Source organism: Achromobacter sp. T5-5, assembly GCF_055397965.1.
Genome location: NZ_AP027919.1, coordinates 4,093,510 through 4,114,073, shown reverse-complemented (window position 1 = coordinate 4,114,073; position 20,564 = coordinate 4,093,510). Strand labels below are relative to the sequence as shown.

16 protein-coding genes are annotated in these 20,564 nt (G+C 67.7%); 9 read left to right on the top strand and 7 right to left on the bottom strand.

Going from position 1 to position 20,564, the window contains the following annotated elements; translation table 11 throughout:
• Positions 1-139: 139 nt before the first annotated feature.
• Positions 140-772: a LysE family translocator gene (locus ACZ50Q_RS18670; protein ID WP_464079238.1), complete on the top strand. Its 633-nt coding sequence runs from the start codon at positions 140-142 to the stop codon at positions 770-772.
• A complete protein-coding gene (locus ACZ50Q_RS18665; protein ID WP_056316115.1) occupies positions 772-1,068 on the top strand; it encodes a hypothetical protein in 297 nt (98 codons plus the stop codon). The genes ACZ50Q_RS18670 and ACZ50Q_RS18665 overlap by 1 nt, the downstream gene beginning before the upstream one ends.
• Here the strand turns inward: ACZ50Q_RS18665 and pdxR are convergent.
• Entirely contained in the window at positions 1,065-2,555 is a 1,491-nt protein-coding gene (pdxR, locus tag ACZ50Q_RS18660; protein ID WP_464079237.1) for a MocR-like pyridoxine biosynthesis transcription factor PdxR, read from the bottom strand. The two genes, ACZ50Q_RS18665 and pdxR, sit on opposite strands and share 4 nt — an antisense overlap.
• Positions 2,556-2,679: 124 nt before the next feature.
• Between pdxR and ACZ50Q_RS18655 the strand changes: the two genes are divergently transcribed.
• Together ACZ50Q_RS18655 and ACZ50Q_RS18650 are read left to right on the top strand one after the other, a co-directional pair.
• A complete protein-coding gene (locus tag ACZ50Q_RS18655) occupies positions 2,680-3,429 on the top strand; it encodes a GNAT family N-acetyltransferase (RefSeq protein WP_464079236.1) in 750 nt (249 codons plus the stop codon).
• Entirely contained in the window at positions 3,420-4,304 is an 885-nt protein-coding gene (locus tag ACZ50Q_RS18650; protein ID WP_076521560.1) for a DMT family transporter, read from the top strand. Before ACZ50Q_RS18655 ends, ACZ50Q_RS18650 begins: the two co-directional genes overlap by 10 nt.
• Here ACZ50Q_RS18650 and ACZ50Q_RS18645 read toward each other — a convergent pair.
• From ACZ50Q_RS18645 to ACZ50Q_RS18625, 5 genes are all read right to left on the bottom strand, one after another.
• Positions 4,289-5,683 (bottom strand): carotenoid oxygenase family protein, encoded by a 1,395-nt coding sequence (locus tag ACZ50Q_RS18645; protein ID WP_464079235.1) that lies wholly within the window; start codon positions 5,681-5,683, stop codon positions 4,289-4,291. The two genes, ACZ50Q_RS18650 and ACZ50Q_RS18645, sit on opposite strands and share 16 nt — an antisense overlap.
• 148 nt (positions 5,684-5,831) lie before the next feature.
• Positions 5,832-6,773 carry a DMT family transporter gene (locus tag ACZ50Q_RS18640; protein WP_464082014.1) on the bottom strand — a complete coding sequence of 314 codons (942 nt, stop codon included), beginning with the start codon at positions 6,771-6,773 and terminating at the stop codon, positions 5,832-5,834.
• Between the two features lie 2 nt (positions 6,774-6,775).
• Complete coding sequence (locus ACZ50Q_RS18635; protein WP_076521558.1) at positions 6,776-7,111, bottom strand: thioredoxin family protein; 336 nt, start codon at positions 7,109-7,111, stop codon at positions 6,776-6,778.
• Between the two features lie 13 nt (positions 7,112-7,124).
• The gene (locus ACZ50Q_RS18630) at positions 7,125-8,402 is read right to left on the bottom strand and encodes an allantoate amidohydrolase (protein ID WP_464079234.1); all 1,278 of its coding nucleotides are present in this window, start codon (positions 8,400-8,402) and stop codon (positions 7,125-7,127) included.
• Between the two features lie 63 nt (positions 8,403-8,465).
• Positions 8,466-9,260, bottom strand: coding sequence for an enoyl-CoA hydratase/isomerase family protein (locus tag ACZ50Q_RS18625; RefSeq protein WP_464079233.1), 795 nt, complete (start codon positions 9,258-9,260; stop codon positions 8,466-8,468).
• Positions 9,261-9,396: 136 nt separating this feature from the next.
• On the opposite strand from ACZ50Q_RS18625, the gene ACZ50Q_RS18620 reads away from it, so the two are divergent.
• Positions 9,397-10,308 carry an SDR family oxidoreductase gene (locus tag ACZ50Q_RS18620; RefSeq protein ID WP_464079232.1) on the top strand — a complete coding sequence of 304 codons (912 nt, stop codon included), beginning with the start codon at positions 9,397-9,399 and terminating at the stop codon, positions 10,306-10,308.
• Here the strand turns inward: ACZ50Q_RS18620 and ACZ50Q_RS18615 are convergent.
• Positions 10,272-10,997 carry a TetR/AcrR family transcriptional regulator gene (locus ACZ50Q_RS18615; RefSeq protein ID WP_076521554.1) on the bottom strand — a complete coding sequence of 242 codons (726 nt, stop codon included), beginning with the start codon at positions 10,995-10,997 and terminating at the stop codon, positions 10,272-10,274. The genes ACZ50Q_RS18620 and ACZ50Q_RS18615 overlap by 37 nt on opposite strands.
• A gap of 154 nt (positions 10,998-11,151) precedes the next feature.
• Between ACZ50Q_RS18615 and ACZ50Q_RS18610 the strand changes: the two genes are divergently transcribed.
• The 4 genes from ACZ50Q_RS18610 to ACZ50Q_RS18595 all read left to right on the top strand — a co-directional run bounded on the left by ACZ50Q_RS18610 (position 11,152) and on the right by ACZ50Q_RS18595 (position 20,541).
• Positions 11,152-12,819, top strand: a complete 1,668-nt coding sequence (locus ACZ50Q_RS18610; RefSeq protein WP_464079231.1) for an acyl-CoA synthetase — start codon at positions 11,152-11,154, stop codon at positions 12,817-12,819.
• A gap of 139 nt (positions 12,820-12,958) precedes the next feature.
• Positions 12,959-14,815 (top strand): phosphoenolpyruvate carboxykinase (GTP), encoded by a 1,857-nt coding sequence (locus ACZ50Q_RS18605; protein ID WP_092582206.1) that lies wholly within the window; start codon positions 12,959-12,961, stop codon positions 14,813-14,815.
• Positions 14,816-15,292: 477 nt separating this feature from the next.
• Complete coding sequence (locus ACZ50Q_RS18600; RefSeq protein ID WP_464079230.1) at positions 15,293-20,131, top strand: RHS repeat-associated core domain-containing protein; 4,839 nt, start codon at positions 15,293-15,295, stop codon at positions 20,129-20,131.
• Positions 20,122-20,541 carry a DUF6896 domain-containing protein gene (locus ACZ50Q_RS18595; protein ID WP_464079229.1) on the top strand — a complete coding sequence of 140 codons (420 nt, stop codon included), beginning with the start codon at positions 20,122-20,124 and terminating at the stop codon, positions 20,539-20,541. The genes ACZ50Q_RS18600 and ACZ50Q_RS18595 overlap by 10 nt, the downstream gene beginning before the upstream one ends.
• The last annotated feature ends 23 nt before the right edge of the window (positions 20,542-20,564 follow it).

Genomic DNA, 20,564 nt, shown 5'->3' with positions numbered 1-20,564 from the left:
CGGCAAACTGTATCGCCAGCGCGACCTGCCGCCAACCCCGCCGGAAAAATCCGCTGTTTCGGTACAGTTTTGGGCTAAGGTGTGCGTTCACGATCCGACTTCCGACCTCCGACTTCCGACCGGCGCGCGCCGGCTCATCATGCCCGACCTGACTCATTTGCTGACGTTCGCCCTGGTAGCGCTGGGCATGGTGCTCACGCCCGGGCCCAACATGATCTACCTGGTGTCGCGCTCCATCTCCCAAGGGCCGCAGGCCGGCCTGATCTCGCTGGGCGGCGTGGCGGTCGGATTCATCTTCTACGTGGCCTGCGCGGCGTTCGGCATCACCGCCTTGCTGATGGCCGTGCCCTACGCCTACGACGCGCTGCGCATCGCCGGCGCCCTCTATCTGCTCTACATGGCCTGGCAGGCGATCCGGCCGGGCGGACGGTCGCCGTTCCAGGTCCGTGACCTGCCCAAGAGCAGCCCGCGCCAGTTGTTCACGATGGGGCTGCTGACCAACCTGCTCAATCCCAAGATCGCCGTCATGTACGTGTCGCTGCTGCCGCAGTTCATCCAGCCCGACCACGGCAGCGTCTTCACCCAGTCGCTGGCGCTGGGGATGACGCAGGTGGTGATCAGCCTGTCGGTGAACGCGCTCATCGCCGTCATGGCCGGGTCCATCGCCGGGTTCCTGGCGGGCCGCCCGCTGTGGATGGTGGCGCAGCGCTGGCTGATGGGCACCGTGCTGGCCGGCCTGGCCGTGCGCATGCTTGCGGATACGCGTCGCTGATGCCGGCCCAGGACGGTTTTTTCGCAACGCTGGGCGGCATGCTTGGCGAGGGCCTGCGCGCCATCGTGGCAGGGATCAAATGGCTGCTGGGCGGGCTGGGCGGCGCGCTGGCGGACTTTTACGCCGGCCTGGCCGGCGCGATGGGCATGAGCCCGTCGATCTTCAACCTGGTGCTGCTGGCGCTGGGCCTCATGTTCCTGTGGGGCGCGGTGAAGGCGCTGCTGCGGCGCTCCATCCTCGGATTCCTGTTCTGGCTGTTCATGACGCTGCTGGTGCTGGGCGGGCTGGTGGATTAAGCCGCCTTCAGGCCGGCCGCCACCTCGTGCAGCCGGCGCACCAGCGCGGGAAACCGCTCCGCGCCGGTATTGCCGTAGCCGATCACCAGCCCGTTGTCTTCTTCGCGCGGGTTCAGTGCAAAGGACGACAGCGCCGCGGGATTCATCCCCAGCTTGCGCGCCTGCGCCACGATGTCCACGTCGGAATAGGCCGGCGCGAGCCGCACTGTCAGGTGCAGGCCGCAATGTCCGCCCAGGACCTCGTGCTCGATGCCCAGATGCGTTGCCAGCGCCTCCCGCAAGGCGGCCTGCCGCTCGCGGTACAGGCGGCGCATGCGGCCCAGGTGGCGCGAGAACTGGCCGTTTTCGATGAAGGCGGCCATGGTGAGCTGTTCCAGCCGATGGCCGCCGCGCTGCATCTCGATGATGGACGGCATGGCCCGGTCGGCGATCGCCTGCGGCAGCACCAGGAATCCCAGGCGCAGGGCGGGGAACATGGTCTTGCTGAACGTGCCGACGTAGAGGACCGGCGCGTCGGGCAGCAGGCCCTGCATGGCGGCGATGGGTTCGCCCTGGTGCCGGAACTCGCTGTCGTAGTCGTCCTCGATGATCCATGCGCCCGCGCGGCGGGCGCGTTCCAGCAGGTCCAGCCGGCGGGTCAGCGACAGCACGGCGCCTGTTGGGTACTGGTGCGACGGCGTTGTCTGGATCAGGCGCGGCGGCTGGCTGGTCCACGCGCTTTCCGGGATGACGATGCCGTCGGCGTCCACGCGCATGGCCACCACGTTCAGGTCGCCGCCATGGAACGCGGACTTGGCGCCGCGGTAGCCCGGATCTTCCAGCCACGCCGTGTCGCCGGGGTTGGTCAGCAATTGCACGCACAGCGCCAGCGCGCCCTGGGCGCCTTCGGTGATGACGATGCGCGACGCGTCGCAATGCACCCCGCGCGACACCCGCAGGTACTGGGCGATGGCCTCGCGCAGGGCCGGCTCGCCCGCCGGATCGCCATAGCCCAGCGCGGCGGCCGGGGCCGACTGCAGCGCGCGGTCCTGCGCGCGGCGCCAGGCATTGAGGGGAAACTGGGTCAGGGCCGGCGTGCCGGGCGTCATCGGCAGCGATCCGTCTTGCGCCTGGCGCGCGGAGACGATGCGGGCCAGGCGGCGCGCGGTGGCGGGCGGCCGGTCGTTGGCCGGGGCGGCGTGGCGGGCCGCGCTGCGGGCGGCGGCCGACAGGGGCGCCACGCGCGTGCCCTGGCGGTCGGCGATCACGTAGCCTTCGGCCGTCAGTTGCTCGTAGGCGATCAGCACCGTGTTGCGGGAGATCTCCAGTTCCTCGGACAGCGCGCGCGACGAGGGCAGCCTGCCGCCGGCCGGCAGCCGGCCGGCCAGGATGGCCTGCTTCAGCCGCTGGATGAGCTGGCGCTGGCGCGGCAGCGCGCCGGGGCCGCGCGCCAGCGGGCTGGACAGCAACGATACGCCGGCGGAATCGCTCAAAGTGGTGTTGATCATGGCCCTATTAAACAAGAGGTTCGTGGCGCTTTTTATGATGCCACGGTTCCGATATCGTGAGGGCCTGGATGTCGCGCCCGCCACGCTCGGCGGCGCTCCCTGAACCGACCCGAGGCACCGTCGCATGCAACCCCGCACCAACGCTTTCCAACAACCGATCGGCCCGGCGCTGCCCGGCTGGACCCCGCGTCCGCGTCCCCCGCTGGAACCCGCCATCGGCCGCTACTGCCGGCTGGAACCCCTGTCGGCCGAACGCCACGCGGCCGACCTGTACCACGCCTTCAGCCAGGCGCCCGACGGCAGCGACTGGACCTACATGGGCATCGGACCGTTCGCCGACGAGGCGCAATACCGGGCCTTCGCGGAATCCGTGCAGGCGGGCCAGGATCCGATGCACCACGCCATCATCGATCTGGCCACGGGCCGCGCCATCGGGACGCTGGCCCTGATGCGCATCGATCCGGCCAACGGCGTCATCGAGGTGGGCTTCGTGTGCTATTCGCGCCAGCTCAAGCGCACCCGCATCGCCACCGAAGCGCAATTCCTGCTGATGCGCCGCGCCTTCGACGAACTGGGCTACCGCCGCTACGAATGGAAGTGCGATAGCCTGAATGCGCCCTCGCGCGCCGCGGCGCGGCGCCTGGGCTTCACGTTCGAGGGCGTATTCCGGCAGGCCACGGTCTACAAGGGCCGCAGCCGCGACACGGCGTGGTTTTCCATCATCGACAGCGAATGGCCGGCCCTGCGCGCGGCCTACGAACGCTGGCTGAGCCCGGACAACTTCGACGCCGAAGGCAACCAGCGCCGCGGATTGGCCGACCTTGCGGGCGCCGAAAGGGCAGACTCCCCGGGAGAACACGCCGCGTGCGCCTGATCCCGGTGGCCCTGGCCCTGTTCTGGGGCCTGAACTGGCCGGCGGTGAAGATCATCCTGTCGATCTTCCCGCCGTTCACGCTGCGCGTGCTGGGACTGGGCAGCGGCGCGCTGCTGCTGTTGCTGCTGGCGGGGGCCAAGCGGCTGCCGCTTCTGCCGCCGCGCAGTGCGTGGCCCGGCATCGCGGTGGGCGGCATCCTGGCGGTCGCGGTCTTCAACCTGGCCGTGGCCTGGGCGCAGCTCAGCACCAGCACGTCGCGCGCGGCAGTGCTGACTTTCACCATGCCGATGATGTCGGCGCTGCTCGCGTGGCTGGTGCTGGGCGAACGCCTGGACCGCCGGCGCGGCCTGGCGCTGCTGCTGGGCGCCTGCGGCGTCGCGGTGCTGGCCTGGCCCGTGCTGCACGCGGTATTCGCCGGCAACGACGTGGCGGCCGCCAAGGGCCTGGTGTTCCCGCTGGTGGCGGCGTTTGGCTGGGCGGCCGGCACCGTCTACCTGAAGCGCTGGCCCGTGGCGGGCGACCGCATCGTCATCACGGCCTGGCAACTGGTCGTGGGGGCAAGCTGCGCCCTGGCCGGGGCGTTGATCGCCGGAGAATCCTTTCCCACGCGCGGCTGGACCGCCAGCGTCGCCGGCGCGCTCTCGTTCCACATCATCCTGGGCACCGCCGTGGCGTATTGGCTGTGGTTCGTGCTGAGCGAGCGCGTCAGCGCCACGGTCGCCGCGCTGACCACCCTGATGGTGCCCGTGGTCGGCGTGCTGGGCGCGATGGCGCTGGTGGGGGACCGGCCGGGCGCGTCGGATTGGTGGGGCTTTGCGTTCGTGATGGCCGGGGCAGGGCTGATCGTCCTGAACCTGGGTCAGCGGCGCGCCTGATCCGCGCCCGCGGGCGGTGCCGGCATCCATGACCCATGCAGGCCGGCGGGGACGCGGCGCGGCAGGCGGATCGTCGCGACCGGGCCGGCGGCCAGGTCGCGGGCGTCCAGCACGATGAATCGCCCGCCCGCGTCGTTTTCGGCATGCACGAAGCTCAGGAGATAGCCGTCCGCCTCGTCGGCGACGGCCGGGTTGGCGGCCGGGTTTGCGGCCGGGTCGGCGGCGAACACCGGTTCGCACGCGGTATGGCCGGCGGGCAGCCGGAACACTGTCTTTGCGCCCGTTTCCAGGTCGTAGCGGGCAAAGGCCTCGAAGGCGCCCGGTTGCGGCGTCTCGCCCGGGCGCGGGTCGCGCAGGCCGGCATAGCAGTACCGCGCGCGCCGGCCCAGCCAGGCGTCGTTGATCCGGCCGAACTCGCAGGGCTGGTCGTCCAGCATCTGGTCATCGACCTGCCCGCTGGCAAGGTCGATGCGCAGCCGGTGCAGTTCCAGCCGCTTGCGTGAGTCCGGCCCAAAGCCGTCGTGCCAGGGCATCACCGCCTCGATCGTGTCGCCCTCCACGCAGGCGTTGGCGACGTGCCAGTTGAAGAAGGGGGCCGCCTCGATCCACCGGATCTGCGCCGCGTCGGTGCAGTCGCGCGGCACCAGCAGCACCTGTGTGCCGCGCTTCGGTTCCCACGCAGGCGCGGCCGGCCCGCGGCTGAAGTCGAAGACCAGCGGGCACACGAAAGCCACCGCGTGGGTGGCGGTCAGCCCGATGTCGTGGACCAGCGCCGGCCAGGGCGACGCAAACCGCACCTGGCGGTCCACCTGGCCGCTGGCGTCCAGGCGCAGGTATTCGAGCGTGCCCGCCATGAGGTCGTAATTGATCGCCACCATTTCCCCGGTCAGGGGATCGACCTTGGGATGCGCGGAGAAGGCGCCGGCAAGCCTGCCCTGGAACGCGTCCGGTCCCAGCGTCGCCAGCGTGTCATCGATGACGTAAGGGCATCCGCCTTCGTACAGCGCAAATATTCGGCCGGCGTGGCGCAGCACGTTGGTATTGGCCAGATTGGCTTGCGGCGGCGGTCCGAAAGTGGGGTTGTAGAGGCGGCGGCCGGCGTCCCGCTCTTCCTGCAGTTCACGCGTCAGCACCCAGCGATTGCGGTAGCGCGCCCGGCCGGCGTCCAGGTACAGCGCGTGGATCATGCCCGTGCCGTCGTAGGGGTAGGCGTAGCCGGGCCCGGGCTCGAACTGCGGATTGGGACCGTTGCGCATGAAGACGCCGGACAGGCCGGCGGGCAGCGCGCCCTCTACCGGAAGGTCCGTGTCGTCGCGCTCGTCGAAGACGGGGGCAAAGGCGCCTGCAAGCGCCGGGTTGTCGCTGTGCCAGGGTTGCATTGGAGGGCTCCGCGCCGTGGCCGCGCGCCGGACCGGCCGGCCGGGCTGTGGGAAAGACCCTTGGTTATATCCGGTCGGCATTCCCGGCGCCAGCCGAGATAACCATGAGGCTACCGGCCATGGCGCCAGGCGCCGCGGGGCGCTGCGCCTAGCGTCGGCGCAGCAATTGCCTGACCATTTCCGCGCCGCTGACCAGGGTGATCCCCGCCAGCACCATCGCGGCGCCGATCACGAAGCCCGCATCCAGCGGCTCGTCCAGGATCAGCACGCCGAAGCTCACGCCAAAGAGCGGCGTCATGAACGACAGGATGGACAGGCGCGACGCGAGATAGCGGCGCAGCAGCCAGAACCAGGCCAGGTAGCTGGACAGCGCCACCACCACCGACTGGAAGCCGACGCTCAGCATCGCCGCCGGGGTGTAGCGGATGCCGTGCTGGCCAGTGGCCGCCGCGAACGCCAGCAGGCCCACCGAGGCCACCGCCATCTGGTAGAACAGGGTCTTGGCGGGCGCGGCCTCGGACAGCGAGGTCTTGCGGATCGCCACCGTCGTGGCGCCCCACAGCAGGCCGGCCAGCAGGCCCATGGCGTCGCCCAGCAGCATGTTGCCTGCTGCGCCGCCCGGCGCGGCTGGCTGGCTGTCCTTGACCAGGAACGCGACCGCGATGCCGCAGAAGGCGATCGCCACGCCCAGCCACTGCAGCGGCTTCATGCGCTCTTCGGGCAGCAGCCAATGTAGGCCCAGCGCCGCGAAAATCGGCGCGGTGTACAGAAACACCGACATGTGCGAGGCCGTGGTGTGGACCAGGCCCTGGGCCACGAACAGGAATTCACCCGCGAACAGCAGGCCCACGATCAGGCCGGGCAGGATGGTGCCGTCCGTGAAGGCGCGCCGGCCTTCGCCGCGCCACACCACCACGGCCAGGACCAGGGCCGCGAAGGTCGACCGCAAACCGATCTGCATGATCGGGGCCACGTCGTCCGCCACCAGCTTGATGGCGATCTGCTGGAAGCCCCAGCACACGCACAGCAGCAGCATGGCGCCGGTGGCCAGCGCGTCCAGGGGCAGGCGCCGCGGTGTTGCCGTGGCGATGCTCACGGCAATTCGGCGGGGTAGCTGTCCAGCGCCAGGCCGATCTGCTGGCGCAGGTCCCATTCCGCCAGCGTGGACTGCACCGGTCCGTAGAAGGCGCCGTCGCGGGCGACGAACATGGCGGGCAGGTGGAAGACTTCGTAGCGCTCGACCAGGCCGCGGTTGTCGCCGGCGTCGATCCAGCAGAGACGCTCCACGGGCAGTTCCACGGCGGGAAGCTGCTCGCGCGCCACGCGGCAGGTGCCGCAGGTGCGGCTGTGAAAAACGATGAGCGACAGGCCGCGCGCGTCCAGCAGAAAGCGGTCGGCGGTGCTGTCGTTGAGTTCGATCTGTTCCATGGGGTCGTGAGACTCAAGCGCCGCGCAGCGCGCGGTCCAGTTCCAGCACCGACTGGTACAGCACGCGGGTGCCGTCCAGCAGTTGCGCGGGTTCGATCCATTCTTCGGGGCAGTGGCTGCGGCCGTTCAGGCAGGGGATGAAGATCATGCCGATGGGGCCGGTGGGCGCCATGTAGACCGCGTCGTGCCCGGCGCCGCTGGGCAGGCGCATCGACGCATAGCCCAGCTGGTCGGCGGCGGCCTTGACGGCGTCCATGACCAGCGGCGAACAGTCGGTGGGCTGCGCGCGGCTGAGCTGCGTGAAGCCGGCGGTCAGGCGCAGCGCCTTCAGGTCGTCGGCCACCCCGGCCATCAGGGTTTCCGGGAAGGCATCCAGCACGGCGTTGCTGTCGCTGCGCATTTCCAGCGTCATCTCGACCCGGCCGGGCACCGCGTTGGCCGCGTTGGGCGTCAGGGACAGCCGGCCCACCGTGGCAACCACGTAATGCGGGTTGCCGCTGGCGGCGCTGGCCTGGCGATGGGCGGCGTCGATGATGCGGGCCGCGCCCACCAGCGCGTCGCGGCGGATGTCCATGGGCGTGGTGCCCGCGTGGTCGGGTTGCCCCTCGACCACGATCTGCACGCGGCGGATGCCGACGATGTTGGTGACCACGCCGATCGGCAGCTTGCGGCTTTCCAGGACGGGGCCCTGTTCGATGTGCAGTTCGACGAAGGCGGCGGTTTCGCCCGCGCGGCGCAGCGGCGCGCCCAGCGCGGCCGGATCGCCGCCGATGCGGGCGATCCCCTGCGCCAGCGTCTCGCCCTGCGGATTGCGCGCCGCCAGCATGTCGGCGGTGAGCTGGCCGCACAGCGCGCGGCTGCCCACGCAGGAGATGCCGTAGTCGCTGGGTTCTTCGGACAGGAAATCAATGACTTCGAAGGGGTGGTCGAGCGTGATGCCGTGTTCGTGCATCGTGTGCGCGACTTCGATGCCGGCCAGCACGCCGATGATGCCGTCGAAGCGGCCGCCGCTCATCACGGTGTCGCAATGCGATCCGGTGGCGATGGGCTTGCGCGATGCGTCGCGCCCCGCGCGCGTGCCGACCAGGTTGCCGCCCGCATCCAGTCGGGTGACCAGGCCGGCGGCCTCGAACTCGCTGCGCAGCCAGGCGCGCGCGTCATCGAACAACGGCGAAAAGGCGCGGCGCGTCCAGGGCACGTCGGGCAGGGTGAACCGGGACAGGGTTTCGACCCGCGCCCACAGGCGTTCGGCGTTCAGGGGAGGCAAGGCGGGCGGTGTGACGTGCGGCATGAGGCTTCCAGAAGATCCGCCCGGGATTATGGCATCAATGGCGCGGCGGCTCCGGGGCGCGGCTCACGGGGTGCTGCGCCAGGCCGGCTCGCGCTTTTCCAGGAACGCCGTCACGCCCTCGCGGGCTTCATCGGTGCTGCGGATGGCCGCGATGCGTTCGACCGTATCGGCGATCAGGGCGGCGTCCAGGGGCCGGCCCGCAAAGTCCCGCACCAGCCGCTTGCTCGCCTGCACGGCGCCCGGACCGTTGGCGCACAGCGTGCGGCAAAGGGCTTCGGCGGCCTCGAGCGCCTGCGCCAGCGGCACCACCTCGTGGACCAGACCGAGCCGCAGCGCCGTGGCGGCGTCGAACCGTTCGGCGGTCAGGAAATAGCGGTTGGCCGCGCGCTCGCCCATCGCGCGGATCACATAGGGGCTGATGGTGGCGGGCAGCAGGCCCAGGCGGGTTTCCGACAGGCAGAAATGCGCGCTGTCCGCCGCGACGGCGATGTCGCAGGCCGCCACCAGGCCCATGCCGCCGGCATACGCATCGCCGTTGACGCAGGCCACGACGGGCTTCGAGCAGGTCCAGACCGCATTCAGCATGTCCGCCAGCCGCGTGGCGTCCTGGCGGTTGTCCGCGGCGGTCAGCGTGCCCATTTTGCGCATCCAGTTCAGGTCGCCGCCCGCGCAGAACGCCTTGCCCGCGCCCGTCAGCAACAGCACCCGCACCTTAGGATCGTCCGCGGCCGACCGGACCGCCGCCGTGAGTGCGGCAATCAGCGTATCGTCGAAAGCGTTGCGCATGTCCGGCCGGTTCAGCGTCAGCCGGGCGATGGCGCCGTCCAGGGCGACGTCCAGGGGGGTGTTCGGCGTCATGAGTAGTCTCCGGTTTTATTGATGGTGGCTCAATGAATGCTGTCATCTGGTGGACTGATTCTATTGGCAAAAGACCAAAACGGCGACCCTTCCTTTCCAATTATTGAGTTATGCTCAACAAAAAAAGGAGTGAGACATGACCCAGCAGGCAGGCGGCGCAGCCGCCGATCAACGCTACGCATCCGTATTCCGGCCCGGACTGTTCGAGGGCAAGACCGTAATGGTGACCGGCGGTGGTAGCGGCCTGGGCCGTTGCACCGCGCACGAACTCGCCTCCCTGGGCGCCCGCCTGGCGCTGGTCGGGCGCAATCCCGACAAGCTGCGGACGGCGGCCGATGAAATCGCCCGCATCTATCCCGAGGCGGCGGGGCGCATCAGCCAGCACGCCTGCGACATCCGCGACGAGGCCGGCGTGCGCGCCGTCGTCGCCGATGCGCTGGCCGCGCATGGCGGAATGGACGGCCTCTTCAACTGCGCGGGCGGCCAGTTTCCCGCGCCGCTGGACCGCATCAGCCTGAACGGCTGGAACGCCGTGGTGCAGAACAACCTGCACGGCACCTTCCTGGTATCGCGCGAGGTCTATACGCAGCACATGCGCCAGCACGGCGGCGCCATCGTCAACATGCTGGCCGACATCTGGGGCGGCATGCCGGGGATGGGCCATTCCGGCGCGGCGCGCGCCGGGGCATGGAACCTGACCGAGACCGCCGCCTGCGAATGGGCCCACGCGGGCGTGCGCGTCAATGCCGTGGCGCCGGGGTGGATCGCCTCCAGCGGCATGGACAGCTACGACGAACACTACCGCAGCGTGTTGCGCGAATTGAAGACCAAGGTGCCGCTGCAGCGCTTCGGCACCGAGGCCGAACTGGCCGCGGCCGTGGTCTTCCTGCTATCGCCCGCGGCGGCGTTCATCAATGGGAGCGTGATACGCGTCGATGGCGGCGTGCCCAACGCCCGCCATTCATGGGCGCTGCAGCCCGCCGAACGCGGCGAGACCTACAACGGCTTTCCTCAGTACGTGCCGCCTTCGCTCTTCTCGGACGACTGAAGACGATGCAGCGCGTCCTGGACTTCGCCGCGAAACTGCGCCAGTGCCAGGGCGTCCCGGCGCGGCGGCTGCAGGGCCTGCCACAGGAAGCCGACCAGATGGTCGGCGGTGGCGGCCACGTCGGCGCCCGCGCCCCGCAGGATCGCGTCCCACAGCACGTGCTCCATCGGGCCGTAGACCGCCGAGCGCAACAGCCGCAGCGGCATGTCCTGGCGGATGTCGCCGTCGGCCTGGCCCTGCGCCAGGATGCGCATCAGCGGTGCGGTATAGCGGCGCTGCAGGTCGGCGTAGATCTCGCCGAAGTCGTCATTGCGCGCGCGGCCCTCGGAAAGAATGAACGCGCACAGGCCCGGCCCCTCGGCCAGCAGGTGGCGCAGGTGCGTGTGCACGAGGTAATGCAGTTGGGCGCGCGCGCCGTGGATATGCGGCAGGTGGTCCTCCACCTTGGCGATGATTTCGTCGTACCAGTCGCTGATCACGCGCACGCAGAGTTCGCGCTTGCCGCCGAAATACGTGAACACGGTGGCCTCCGACACGCCCAGGCGCTGCGCGATCTCGGTGGTGGTCGCCGCCTGGAAGCCGGCTTCGGAAAACACCTGGCGCGCGACGCGCAGGATGTCCCGGATGCGTTGCTCGGATTTGGCGCTGGCCGGCGGGCGGCGCATGGGAACGGGTGGGGTCTTTTCCATACAGGCAGAAAGCGGAGGGAGGGGGCGGCCAGCCTGCCGGGCCGCCGCGCGAGGGCCTATTATTGAGCCAGGGTCAACTTCCAGGCAAGGCGGCGCACATGCCCCGCGCCGCGCCGGAGCCGGCCCGCATCCATAACAACACCAGAGACAGACCATGCTGCACAGCGCAGATTCCTACGATCAACTCGTGTCCACGTTCCAGTGGCAGGTGCCCGCCGCCTACAACATCGGCGTGGACGTGTGCGACAAATGGGCCGACGGCAGCGGCCGGCTGGCGCTGATCTACGAAAAGAGCGATGGCGCGCAGACGCGCTACACGTTCGATGAGATCAAGGCGCAGTCCAACCAGCTGGCCAACAGCCTGGCGCGCCATGGCATCCGGCGCGGCGACCGCGTGGCCATCTACCTGCCGCAGGCGCCGGAAACGGCGATCGCGCACGTCGCGGCCTACAAGCTGGGCGCGGTCGCGGTGCCGCTATTCACGCTGTTCGGGGTGGACGCCATCCAGTACCGGCTGGCCGACAGCGGCGCGGCGGCCCTCGTGACCGACGCGGACGGCTGCCGCAAGCTGCGCGAGATCCGCGACAGCCTGCCCGCCCTGAAAGTGATCTATTGCATCGATGGCGAAGGGCATGACGGCGCCGAGGCGTCGTCCGCCGCTTCCGGCGCCCCGGCCCAGGTCGATGCATTGCCGTTCCACCGCAGCCTCGCCCTGGAATCCGACGTCTACGACCCGGCGCCCACTGCGGCCGACGACCCGGCCGTCATCATCTATACGTCCGGCACCACCGGCAAGCCCAAGGGCGCGCTACACGCGCATCGCGTCCTGCTGGGCCATCTGCCCGGCGTGGAGATGTCGCACGAGTTCTTCCCGAAAAACGCCGCCCTGATGTGGACGCCGGCCGACTGGGCCTGGATCGGCGGGCTGCTGGACGTGCTGCTGCCGTCCTGGCATCACGGCGTGCCCGTGCTGGCGCGGCGCTTCGAAAAATTCGATGGCGCCTCGGCGCTGGAACTCATGGCCCGCCACGGCGTGACGCACACCTTCCTGCCGCCCACCGCGCTGAAGATGATGCGCGGCTGCGACTGGCCCGGCGAGGCCGGGCCGCGCGCCCTGCGCTCGGTGGCCAGCGGGGGCGAGTCGCTGGGCGCGGAACTCATCGACTGGGGCCGCCGCGTCCTGGGCGTGACCATCAACGAGTTCTACGGCCAGACCGAGTGCAACATGATCGTGTCGTCGTGCTCGTCGCTATTCGACCCCTGCATCGGCGCCATCGGCCGGGCCGCGCCCGGACACCGCGTCGCTATTGTGGACGACGCCGGCGTCGAAGTGGCCGATGGACAGGAGGGCAACATCGGCGTATTGCGCCCCGATCCGGTCATGTTCCTGGGCTACTGGAACAATCCCGATGCGACCGCCGAGAAATTCGCGGGCGATTATCTGTTGACCGGCGACATCGGCGTGCGCGACGCGCAGGGGTTCATCCGCTTCGTCGGCCGCAACGATGACGTCATCACCAGTGCCGGCTACCGGATCGGCCCGGGGCCGATCGAAGACTGCCTGATCGGCCACCCCGCCGTCCGCATGGCGGCGGTGGTGGGCATGCCGGATGCCGAGCGCACCGAAATCGTGGTGGCGTATGTGGTGCTGAATGAAGGCGTCGAAGGCGACGAAGCGCTGGTCAAGGCGCTGCAGGCCCACGTGCGGACCCGTCTTGCGGCCCACGAATACCCGCGCGCGATCCGCTTTGTAACCAGTTTGCCGACCACCGCCACCGGCAAGATTATCCGCAGGGAGCTGCGCGCCGGATACCCGGGATGACCGTCTCACCCGGTGACAATCTCCCCCATGAGGATGGGTTGACGGGTTGCCCGGCGCTGCAAGTATGATTGCGCAAACTGGATACGGCCCCCTCAATTGGGGCCGTATCACCTTTAGCCAAAGTATGGAGATAACCCCAATGAATAAGCCTTTGGACGGGGGATTGGCAGCCTTGAACGTGCCCGCGTACGTCAAGCATCGCGGACTGATCGACTGGGTCGCCAGTTTTGTCGCGCTGGCCAAACCCGATCGCGTGGTGTGGTGCGACGGCTCGCAGGAAGAGTACGACCGCCTGTGCGAGCAGATGGTCCAGTCGGGCACCCTGCGCCGGCTCAACCCCGCCAAGCGCCCCAATTCCTATCTGGCCTGGTCCGATCCCTCCGACGTCGCGCGCGTGGAAGACCGCACCTTCATCTGCTCGGACCGCGCCGAAGACGCCGGCCCCACGAACAACTGGGCCGATCCCGCCGAAATGCGCGATACGCTCAACGGCCTGTTCGACGGCGCCATGCGCGGCCGCACGCTGTACGTGGTGCCGTTCTCGATGGGCCCGCTGGGCTCGGACATCGCGCACATCGGCGTCGAACTGTCCGACAGCCCTTACGTGGCCGTCAACATGCGCATCATGACGCGCATGGGCAAGCAGGTCTATGACGTGCTGGGCACCGATGGCGACTTCGTGCCGTGCCTGCATTCGGTGGGCAAACCGCTGGCCGACGGCGAGGCCGACGTGGCCTGGCCCTGCAACCCCACCAAATACATCGTCCATTTCCCCAAGACCCGCGAAATCTGGAGCTACGGCTCGGGCTACGGCGGCAACGCGCTGCTGGGCAAGAAGTGCTTCGCGCTGCGCATCGCGTCCACCATGGGCCGCGACCAGGGCTGGCTGGCCGAACACATGCTGATCCTGGGCGTCACCTCGCCCAAGGGCCGCAAATACCACGTCGCCGCCGCGTTCCCGTCGGCCTGCGGCAAGACCAACTTCGCCATGCTGATCCCGCCGCAGGGCATGGACGGCTGGAAGGTCACCACCATCGGCGACGACATCGCCTGGATCAAGCCCGGCCCGGACGGCCGCCTGCACGCCATCAACCCCGAGGCCGGTTATTTCGGCGTGGCCCCGGGCACCAGCGAGCAGACCAATTTCAACGCCATGGCCACACTGAAGGCCAACGTCATCTTCACCAACGTCGCGCTGACCGACGACGGCGACGTCTGGTGGGAAGGCATGACGGATACGCCGCCTGCGCACCTGGTCGACTGGCAGGGCAAGGACTGGACGCCCGAGATCGCGCGCGAAACCGGCCGTAAGGCCGCGCACCCGAATGCGCGCTTCACCGCGCCGGCCTCGCAGTGCCCGTCCATCGACCCCGAATGGGAAAACCCCAAGGGCGTGGTCATCGACGCCTTCATCTTCGGCGGCCGCCGCTCCACCACCGTGCCGCTCGTCACCGAAGCCCGTAACTGGGTCGAAGGCGTCTACATGGCCGCCACCATGGGTTCGGAAACCACCGCCGCGGCCGCCGGCCAGCAAGGCGTGGTGCGCCGCGATCCCTTCGCCATGCTGCCGTTCTGCGGCTACAACATGAGCGACTACTTCGGCCACTGGCTCAAGCTCGGCAAGCAGCTCGAAGCGGCCGGCGCGACCCTGCCGCGCATCTATTGCGTGAACTGGTTCCGCAAGGGCCCGGACGGCAAGTTCGTCTGGCCGGGCTTTGGCGACAACATGCGCGTGCTGCGTTGGATGCTGGGCCGCATCGACGGCCAGTCCAAGGGCGTGGACCAGGTCTTCGGCGTGTCGCCCACCTACCAGGACATCGACTGGACCGGCCTGGAATTCAGCCCGGACAAGTTCGAGCAGGTCATGTCGGTGGACGAAGCCGCCTGGCGCGAGGAACTGGCGCTGCACCATGAGCTGTTCGGCCAGTTGGCCCAGGGCCTGCCCGAAGAGCTGCGCTCGACCAAGACCGAGATCGAGGGCCGGCTGGCGGCCTGAGGCTGCTCAGGTTCGTCCCTGAAGGATCGCCTGCGGAGGGACCGTGGGCGGTCAATGCGCCGGTCTGTGAGAGAGTCAGCCCGATTTCCGCGCAGCGTTACGCTGCGTGGAGGTCGGGCTGATTTTTTTGCGGCTATCGGGGCACCGTATCGCCGGCTGACGGGGAATCGGCAAATCAATCGGGCCAGATTTGACCCGACCGGGTCAAATCTGGCCCGGTGCGTTTTCTTATTTATCAATAACTTGGAAATAAACGGGCCAAATTTGTCCCGATTTTCCGGCCAAATCGCGGCTTTTCAGGCGCCGCGATGGCGATCGGCTGGCTGATTCGCGCGAGATTCAGCTTCAAGGCCTTGATGTTGCAGGGGTTTTCTTTGCACCGCTAACCCTGGCACGGATTTCGCATATGTCGCCGCATTCCCGCAACGGGATGCCTCCGGCCTCTTGAAGGCCTTTGCGACGACACCGGACTCCGTCATGCCAACCCCGCCAGGCGCTGCCCCCTCCGTTCCAAACCGAATCGCCCCTGCAGTCGACGAGGACTACACCGAAGCCGAATACCAGGAAGCCGAAGCCGAGAACGACGGCATCCAATGGAGCGACGAAGACCTGGACGGCCCACAAGGCGTCGTCGCTCCGCTGAACACCATTGCCCCCGAAGACGTCGAGGCTGGCCAGAACGCCTTTGACCAATGGCTGCGCGAAAACAGCGACGGCTGGGTCACGCTGCCGCGCATCAAGGCGGCCGCGGGCGCGGTGCCGGTGCTGGGCAACCTCATGGCGCTGGTCGACGCCATCGGCGACATCACGACATTGGTCGACAGCAATCCCACCCAATTCCTGGACTGGGTGAGCCTGGGCATCAACCTGTTCGGCGTGGTGCCCGTGCCCGGCACGGCGGCTGCGCGCATGAGCCTTCGGCCCGCGCTGTTTCTCGTGCAAAAGGAGGTCGCGCGCCAGGCCAAGGCGGGCCTGGGCAACGCCATCATCATGGCCCTGGCCGCGCACTTGAGCGAGAACATCGCCGGCGACATCGAAGACTTCGCGCAACAGGCGCAGGCACGGTTGGAAGGGCTGCTGCAGGATGCGGGGGCCAAGGCAGAAGAAATCATCCGGGCGCTGGCCGATGTCCTGGTCAGCCTGACCGTGCCGGCAAACGCGGACGCCTCGTTTGAGAAGGCGGGCGAGCAGCTCTCGTCCGCGTGGGACAAGAAGTGGGACTCGCCGCTGGGCGCGGCGCGCGACCTCTGGGATGGCCTCGGTAGCGGCGTACGCGGCAGCAAGCAGTCGGTCGGCAACGCCGCCAAGGACCTGCTGCCCGCCAAGGCGCGCGACTTGATGCTGCGCTCCGCCCAGCGCCTGAACGCCCTGGCGCCGCAAGTCAATGACAGCATGCAATCGCTGGCCGACGAGAACAACGTCAACAGCATCGCGTCGCTGCTCATGCAACTGTCGGTGGCCGTGGTGCTGTGGCGCCAGCGCAAGGGGTACGCGATCGGCGCGAACGTGCGACCGGCCGTGGCGAGCAAGGCCCGGCAGATGGCGCGTTCGATGCGCCTGGCGCGCATCCGCCGCCAGGCCCGCGCGCGGCGGAATGCCAATAAAGACAAGAATGGCGCGTGTCCGGCCACCTGCCACAGCATCAGCTTTGCGATGGGGACTGAGCGGATCACGCATGTGGATTTCTCGTTGCCAGGGCCCTTTGCGCTGCGCTGGGCGCGAACGTATTCCTCGGACCTGGCTGCGTACGACAACGGCGTCATCGGCGCACGCTGGATCAACGAGTACACCTCGCGCATCGACATCAAGACGGCAGGCGCGGACCGCGAAACCCTGCGCTATCACGCCGAGGACGGGCGCACGCACGCCTGGCCGCTACCGGCGGTCGGCAAGTTCCACTACGACCCCGTCGAGAACCTGACGGTAGTGCGCACCTCCGACAGCGAACTGACCGTGGCGCAAGGATACGAGCGGCGCGCGACCTATCAACGCGAGGGCCGGCGGTTTCGGCTGACGGGCATCCACCTGCGCAACGGCGCGCGCGTCGCGTTGCACTATCGGCATGTCGTGGGACGGCGCAGCGTTCTGTCCGACCTCGTGACGTATCTGGACGATGTCCCCCACACGCACGTCGGCACGCAGATCGATGCCGCCGGCCGCATCGTGGCGCTCTGGCAACTCAAGGACGGAGAGCCGCAGCGGCAATTGGCCGGCTACGACTACGACGAGCAAGGGGACCTCCTGCGGGCGCGGGACGAACACGGCGCCCAGTGGGACTACCACTACCGGCAGCACCTCATCACCCGCTACACCGACCGCACCGGACGCGGCATGAACCTGGAGTGGGAGGGTTCAGGCCCCAAGGCGCGCGCCGTGCGCGAATGGGCCGACGACGGCAGCTTCGACACGCGCCTGCGCTGGCACCCCGAGATCCGCCTGACCTACGTCACCGATGCGCTCGGGCATGTCACGGAGCACTACTACGACATCGACGGCTACACCTACCGCATCGTGCACCCGGACGGCCTGTCGGAATGGTTATATCGCGACGACGCCAAGAACGTGGTCACGCACATCCACCCCGACGGCAACATCGACAGCTACGCCTACGACGAGCGCAGCAATCTGCTCGAACACCTGCGCGCGGATGGCACGTCAGTCCACTACGCCTACGACGACCAGGACCAGCTCTTCAAGATCCGCGACGCCGAAGGCGGCCTGTGGCAGCGCGACTACAGCCCGCGTGGGTATCTGACCGAGACGATCGATCCGCTGGGTCACAAGACCGAATATGCCTATGACGCGGCGGGCAATCCGGTTGCGATCCGGGACGCCCGAGGCGGCCAGAAGTTGCTGGCCTATAACGCCGCGGGCCAGATAACGCAGTACACGGATTGCTCGGGCAAGCGCAGCGCGTGGGCGTATGACGAGGCGGGACAGTTGACCTCCTTCACGGATGCAGCGGGCAACGTCACGCGCTACGGGTACGAGGCCGGGCATCTGGCCCTGGTCACGCACCCGGACCAGACGGTCGAACACTTCGAGCGCGACGCCGAAGGGCGGTTGATGGCCCACACCGACGCACTGGGCCGGCGCACGCAGTGGACCTATAACGGCGCGGGGCTCCTCGCCCAGCGCCTAGACGCGGCGGGCCGGACGCTCCAATACGAATGGGACAGGCTGGGTCGGCTCACCGCGCTGGCCAACGAGAACGACCGGCAGGCGAGATTCGTCTATGACCCGGTCGGGAGACTGCTGGAGGAGCGAGGCTTCGATGACGTGGCCACACGCTATCGCTACGACCCGGACAGCGGCACGTTGCTGTCTGCGCAGGATGGTGACCGGGTAATCGAGTTCACGTTCGACGCATTGGGGCGCGTGACACAGCGGCTGGCGCGGCCGTATGCGCCGTCGGCGCAAGCGGCAGCGCGTACGTCGGCGCAAACGGCCACGCAAACGTCAGCACCCGCGTCCACACGCTCAGCACCGGTTCGCGTCGAGGCGCAGACAGAGCGCTACGCCTACGACGGCAACGGCCGCTTGACCCTCGCCGAGAACACCGCCTGCCGGCTCCAATGGTTCCACGACGCCGCCGGCAACCTGACTCGCGAACACCAGCACTATTTGCGCCTGGCGCAACCGGTCGTGGCGGTCTGGAAGCACGAGTACAACGAGCTGAACCAACGCATCGCCACGCACCGCCCCGATGGCCATCGCGTCAGCGTGCTGACTTATGGCTCGGGCCACGTGCACGGCCTGATGTTCGACGACCATGAACTCGTCAGCATCGAACGCGACGACCTGCACCGCGAGACCAAGCGCGTACAAGGCAATGGCCTGGCGCAGACGCAATCATGGGACGCGATGGGGCGCCTGAATGCACAGAGCATCGCGCGGCGGGGCGCGCAGCGCCTGATCCACCGCGGCTACCGCTACGATGCTGCGGGCCAGTTGGAAGCAATCCAGGACAGCCGCCGAGGCCCCTTGGCATACCGCTATGACCCGGTAGGACGCCTATTGGAGGCCACCAGCAGCCTCGGCAAGGAAACCTTCGCCTTCGATCCGGCAAGCAATCTCCTCGACCCGTCCAGCGACCCGGCCCACGCCAGCACGCTAGGCATGGCGGGCCCCGTCTACACCTACCGCCAGCGCTCCGCGCGCCTGGACAACCTGCTGCGCGAATACGCCGGCACCCACTACACCTACGACGCGCGCGGCAACCTCGTCGAGAAGCTGCACAACGGCCAGCGCTTGCGCTTCGAATGGGATCTCTTCAATCGCCTGACGGGCTACAGCAACGACCGCCTGCAAGTGAGCTACCAGTACGACGCACTGGGCCGCCGCTTGCTCAAGCAGTCCGAAGCGCACTGGCGCGGTCGGCCCGGCATGACGCCCGCGCAGCGCCAGGAAGAACAAGCGCGCGCGAATCGCGCGATGGGCTGCAGCACGACCCTCTACGGCTGGGATGGCGACACCCTGGCATGGGAAGGCCGCGACGACCAGACCACGCACTACCTCTACGAACCCGGAAGTTTCGTGCCGCTGGCCCAGGCGATCAGCCGCAAGCCCATTCTCCTGCACCAGCAACCGGCGTACGCCGGAGCCTATGACATCGACCGCGATCCGCTATGGACAACCTCGCCCGACCCGGACCCGGTGGATGCCCTGGCCTGGTATCACTGCGACCACCTGGGCACGCCGCAGGAACTGACCGACGCGCAGGGCGAGATTGCGTGGAGCGCGCACTACCACGCGTGGGGCGCCGCAAAAGAAGCCATCACCGATGCCGCCCGCGCGGCGGGAATCCGTAATCCGATCCGATTCCAGGGGCAGTATCTGGACCCGGAAACGGACCTGCACTACAACCGCCATCGCTACTATGATCCGCAGATCGGGCGGTTCATATCGAAGGATCCGATCGGGTTTGCGGGTGGGTTGAATGTTTACCAATATGCGGATAACCCGGTGGGCTGGGTTGATCCGTTCGGGCTAAGCAGCCGATGTTCGACACTGGTAAATCCGAGGCAATTGCAGTCACGCCAAGGACCGAGCGAAATGACGGGAAATAAGGTTAAGCGATATGCGTCGGCGATGCGTGCTCAAGGCGGATTCGGTTCGTTTCCTCCTATCGAGGTCGCGGATTTGGGAGACGGTGCGCTGGTAATCATCGATGGACATCACAGAGCGGAAGCCGCAATCAAGGCGGGCGTATCAACGACTCCGGTACACATCACTGTGGTGTCTCCTGAGGAAGCGGAACAATTGAAGTATGAGGCCGAAATGGCGAGAGCCGAGAGGGTAAACCGATGTCGATGATGATCTGCCAGGAATTCGTTGAACTGGTCAAAGAGTATGTTTCGTACCAGTCAACATTGCAATGCGAGTTTTTCAAGAAAAACTCAAAAATAACTGATTGGAAATTTTTGACGGACTGTCCTCGGAACGGTGTCCTTGGTGCGGCGGAGGAAAATTGGATATATAGACGCCACGGTGTGGGGATAAGATTTGAGAGCGAGCGAGGGCTTGTTATTGATGTCCATAATCACATTGCTTTGAGAGGAGTGGTGGACGCCCACAGAATTTCCGAATATTTGATTTCTAAGAAGCCTGAGGTTGATAGCGAATCCGACGTGTATGTGGAATGCACAAGGCTTCTGAAAGGTATGGAAGTCGCCGGGCTGCTACGTAGAATTTGCGACGATGAGGAGGCATGGATTCTGGTCTGACGAGCTTTCTCGATCCGCTAACC

What these genes read in the sequence shown, in the direction of transcription:
- ACZ50Q_RS18670 (WP_464079238.1), top strand. Translation starts at nt 140, where the DNA reads ATGCCCGACCTGACTCATTTGCTGACGTTCGCCCTGGTAGCGCTGGGC.
- ACZ50Q_RS18665 (WP_056316115.1), top strand. Translation starts at nt 772, where the DNA reads ATGCCGGCCCAGGACGGTTTTTTCGCAACGCTGGGCGGCATGCTTGGC.
- pdxR (WP_464079237.1), bottom strand. Translation starts at nt 2,555, where the DNA reads ATGATCAACACCACTTTGAGCGATTCCGCCGGCGTATCGTTGCTGTCC.
- ACZ50Q_RS18655 (WP_464079236.1), top strand. Translation starts at nt 2,680, where the DNA reads ATGCAACCCCGCACCAACGCTTTCCAACAACCGATCGGCCCGGCGCTG.
- ACZ50Q_RS18645 (WP_464079235.1), bottom strand. Translation starts at nt 5,683, where the DNA reads ATGCAACCCTGGCACAGCGACAACCCGGCGCTTGCAGGCGCCTTTGCC.
- ACZ50Q_RS18635 (WP_076521558.1), bottom strand. Translation starts at nt 7,111, where the DNA reads ATGGAACAGATCGAACTCAACGACAGCACCGCCGACCGCTTTCTGCTG.
- ACZ50Q_RS18630 (WP_464079234.1), bottom strand. Translation starts at nt 8,402, where the DNA reads ATGCCGCACGTCACACCGCCCGCCTTGCCTCCCCTGAACGCCGAACGC.
- ACZ50Q_RS18625 (WP_464079233.1), bottom strand. Translation starts at nt 9,260, where the DNA reads ATGACGCCGAACACCCCCCTGGACGTCGCCCTGGACGGCGCCATCGCC.
- ACZ50Q_RS18620 (WP_464079232.1), top strand. Translation starts at nt 9,397, where the DNA reads ATGACCCAGCAGGCAGGCGGCGCAGCCGCCGATCAACGCTACGCATCC.
- ACZ50Q_RS18615 (WP_076521554.1), bottom strand. Translation starts at nt 10,997, where the DNA reads ATGGAAAAGACCCCACCCGTTCCCATGCGCCGCCCGCCGGCCAGCGCC.
- ACZ50Q_RS18610 (WP_464079231.1), top strand. Translation starts at nt 11,152, where the DNA reads ATGCTGCACAGCGCAGATTCCTACGATCAACTCGTGTCCACGTTCCAG.
- ACZ50Q_RS18605 (WP_092582206.1), top strand. Translation starts at nt 12,959, where the DNA reads ATGAATAAGCCTTTGGACGGGGGATTGGCAGCCTTGAACGTGCCCGCG.
- ACZ50Q_RS18600 (WP_464079230.1), top strand. Translation starts at nt 15,293, where the DNA reads ATGCCAACCCCGCCAGGCGCTGCCCCCTCCGTTCCAAACCGAATCGCC.
- ACZ50Q_RS18595 (WP_464079229.1), top strand. Translation starts at nt 20,122, where the DNA reads ATGTCGATGATGATCTGCCAGGAATTCGTTGAACTGGTCAAAGAGTAT.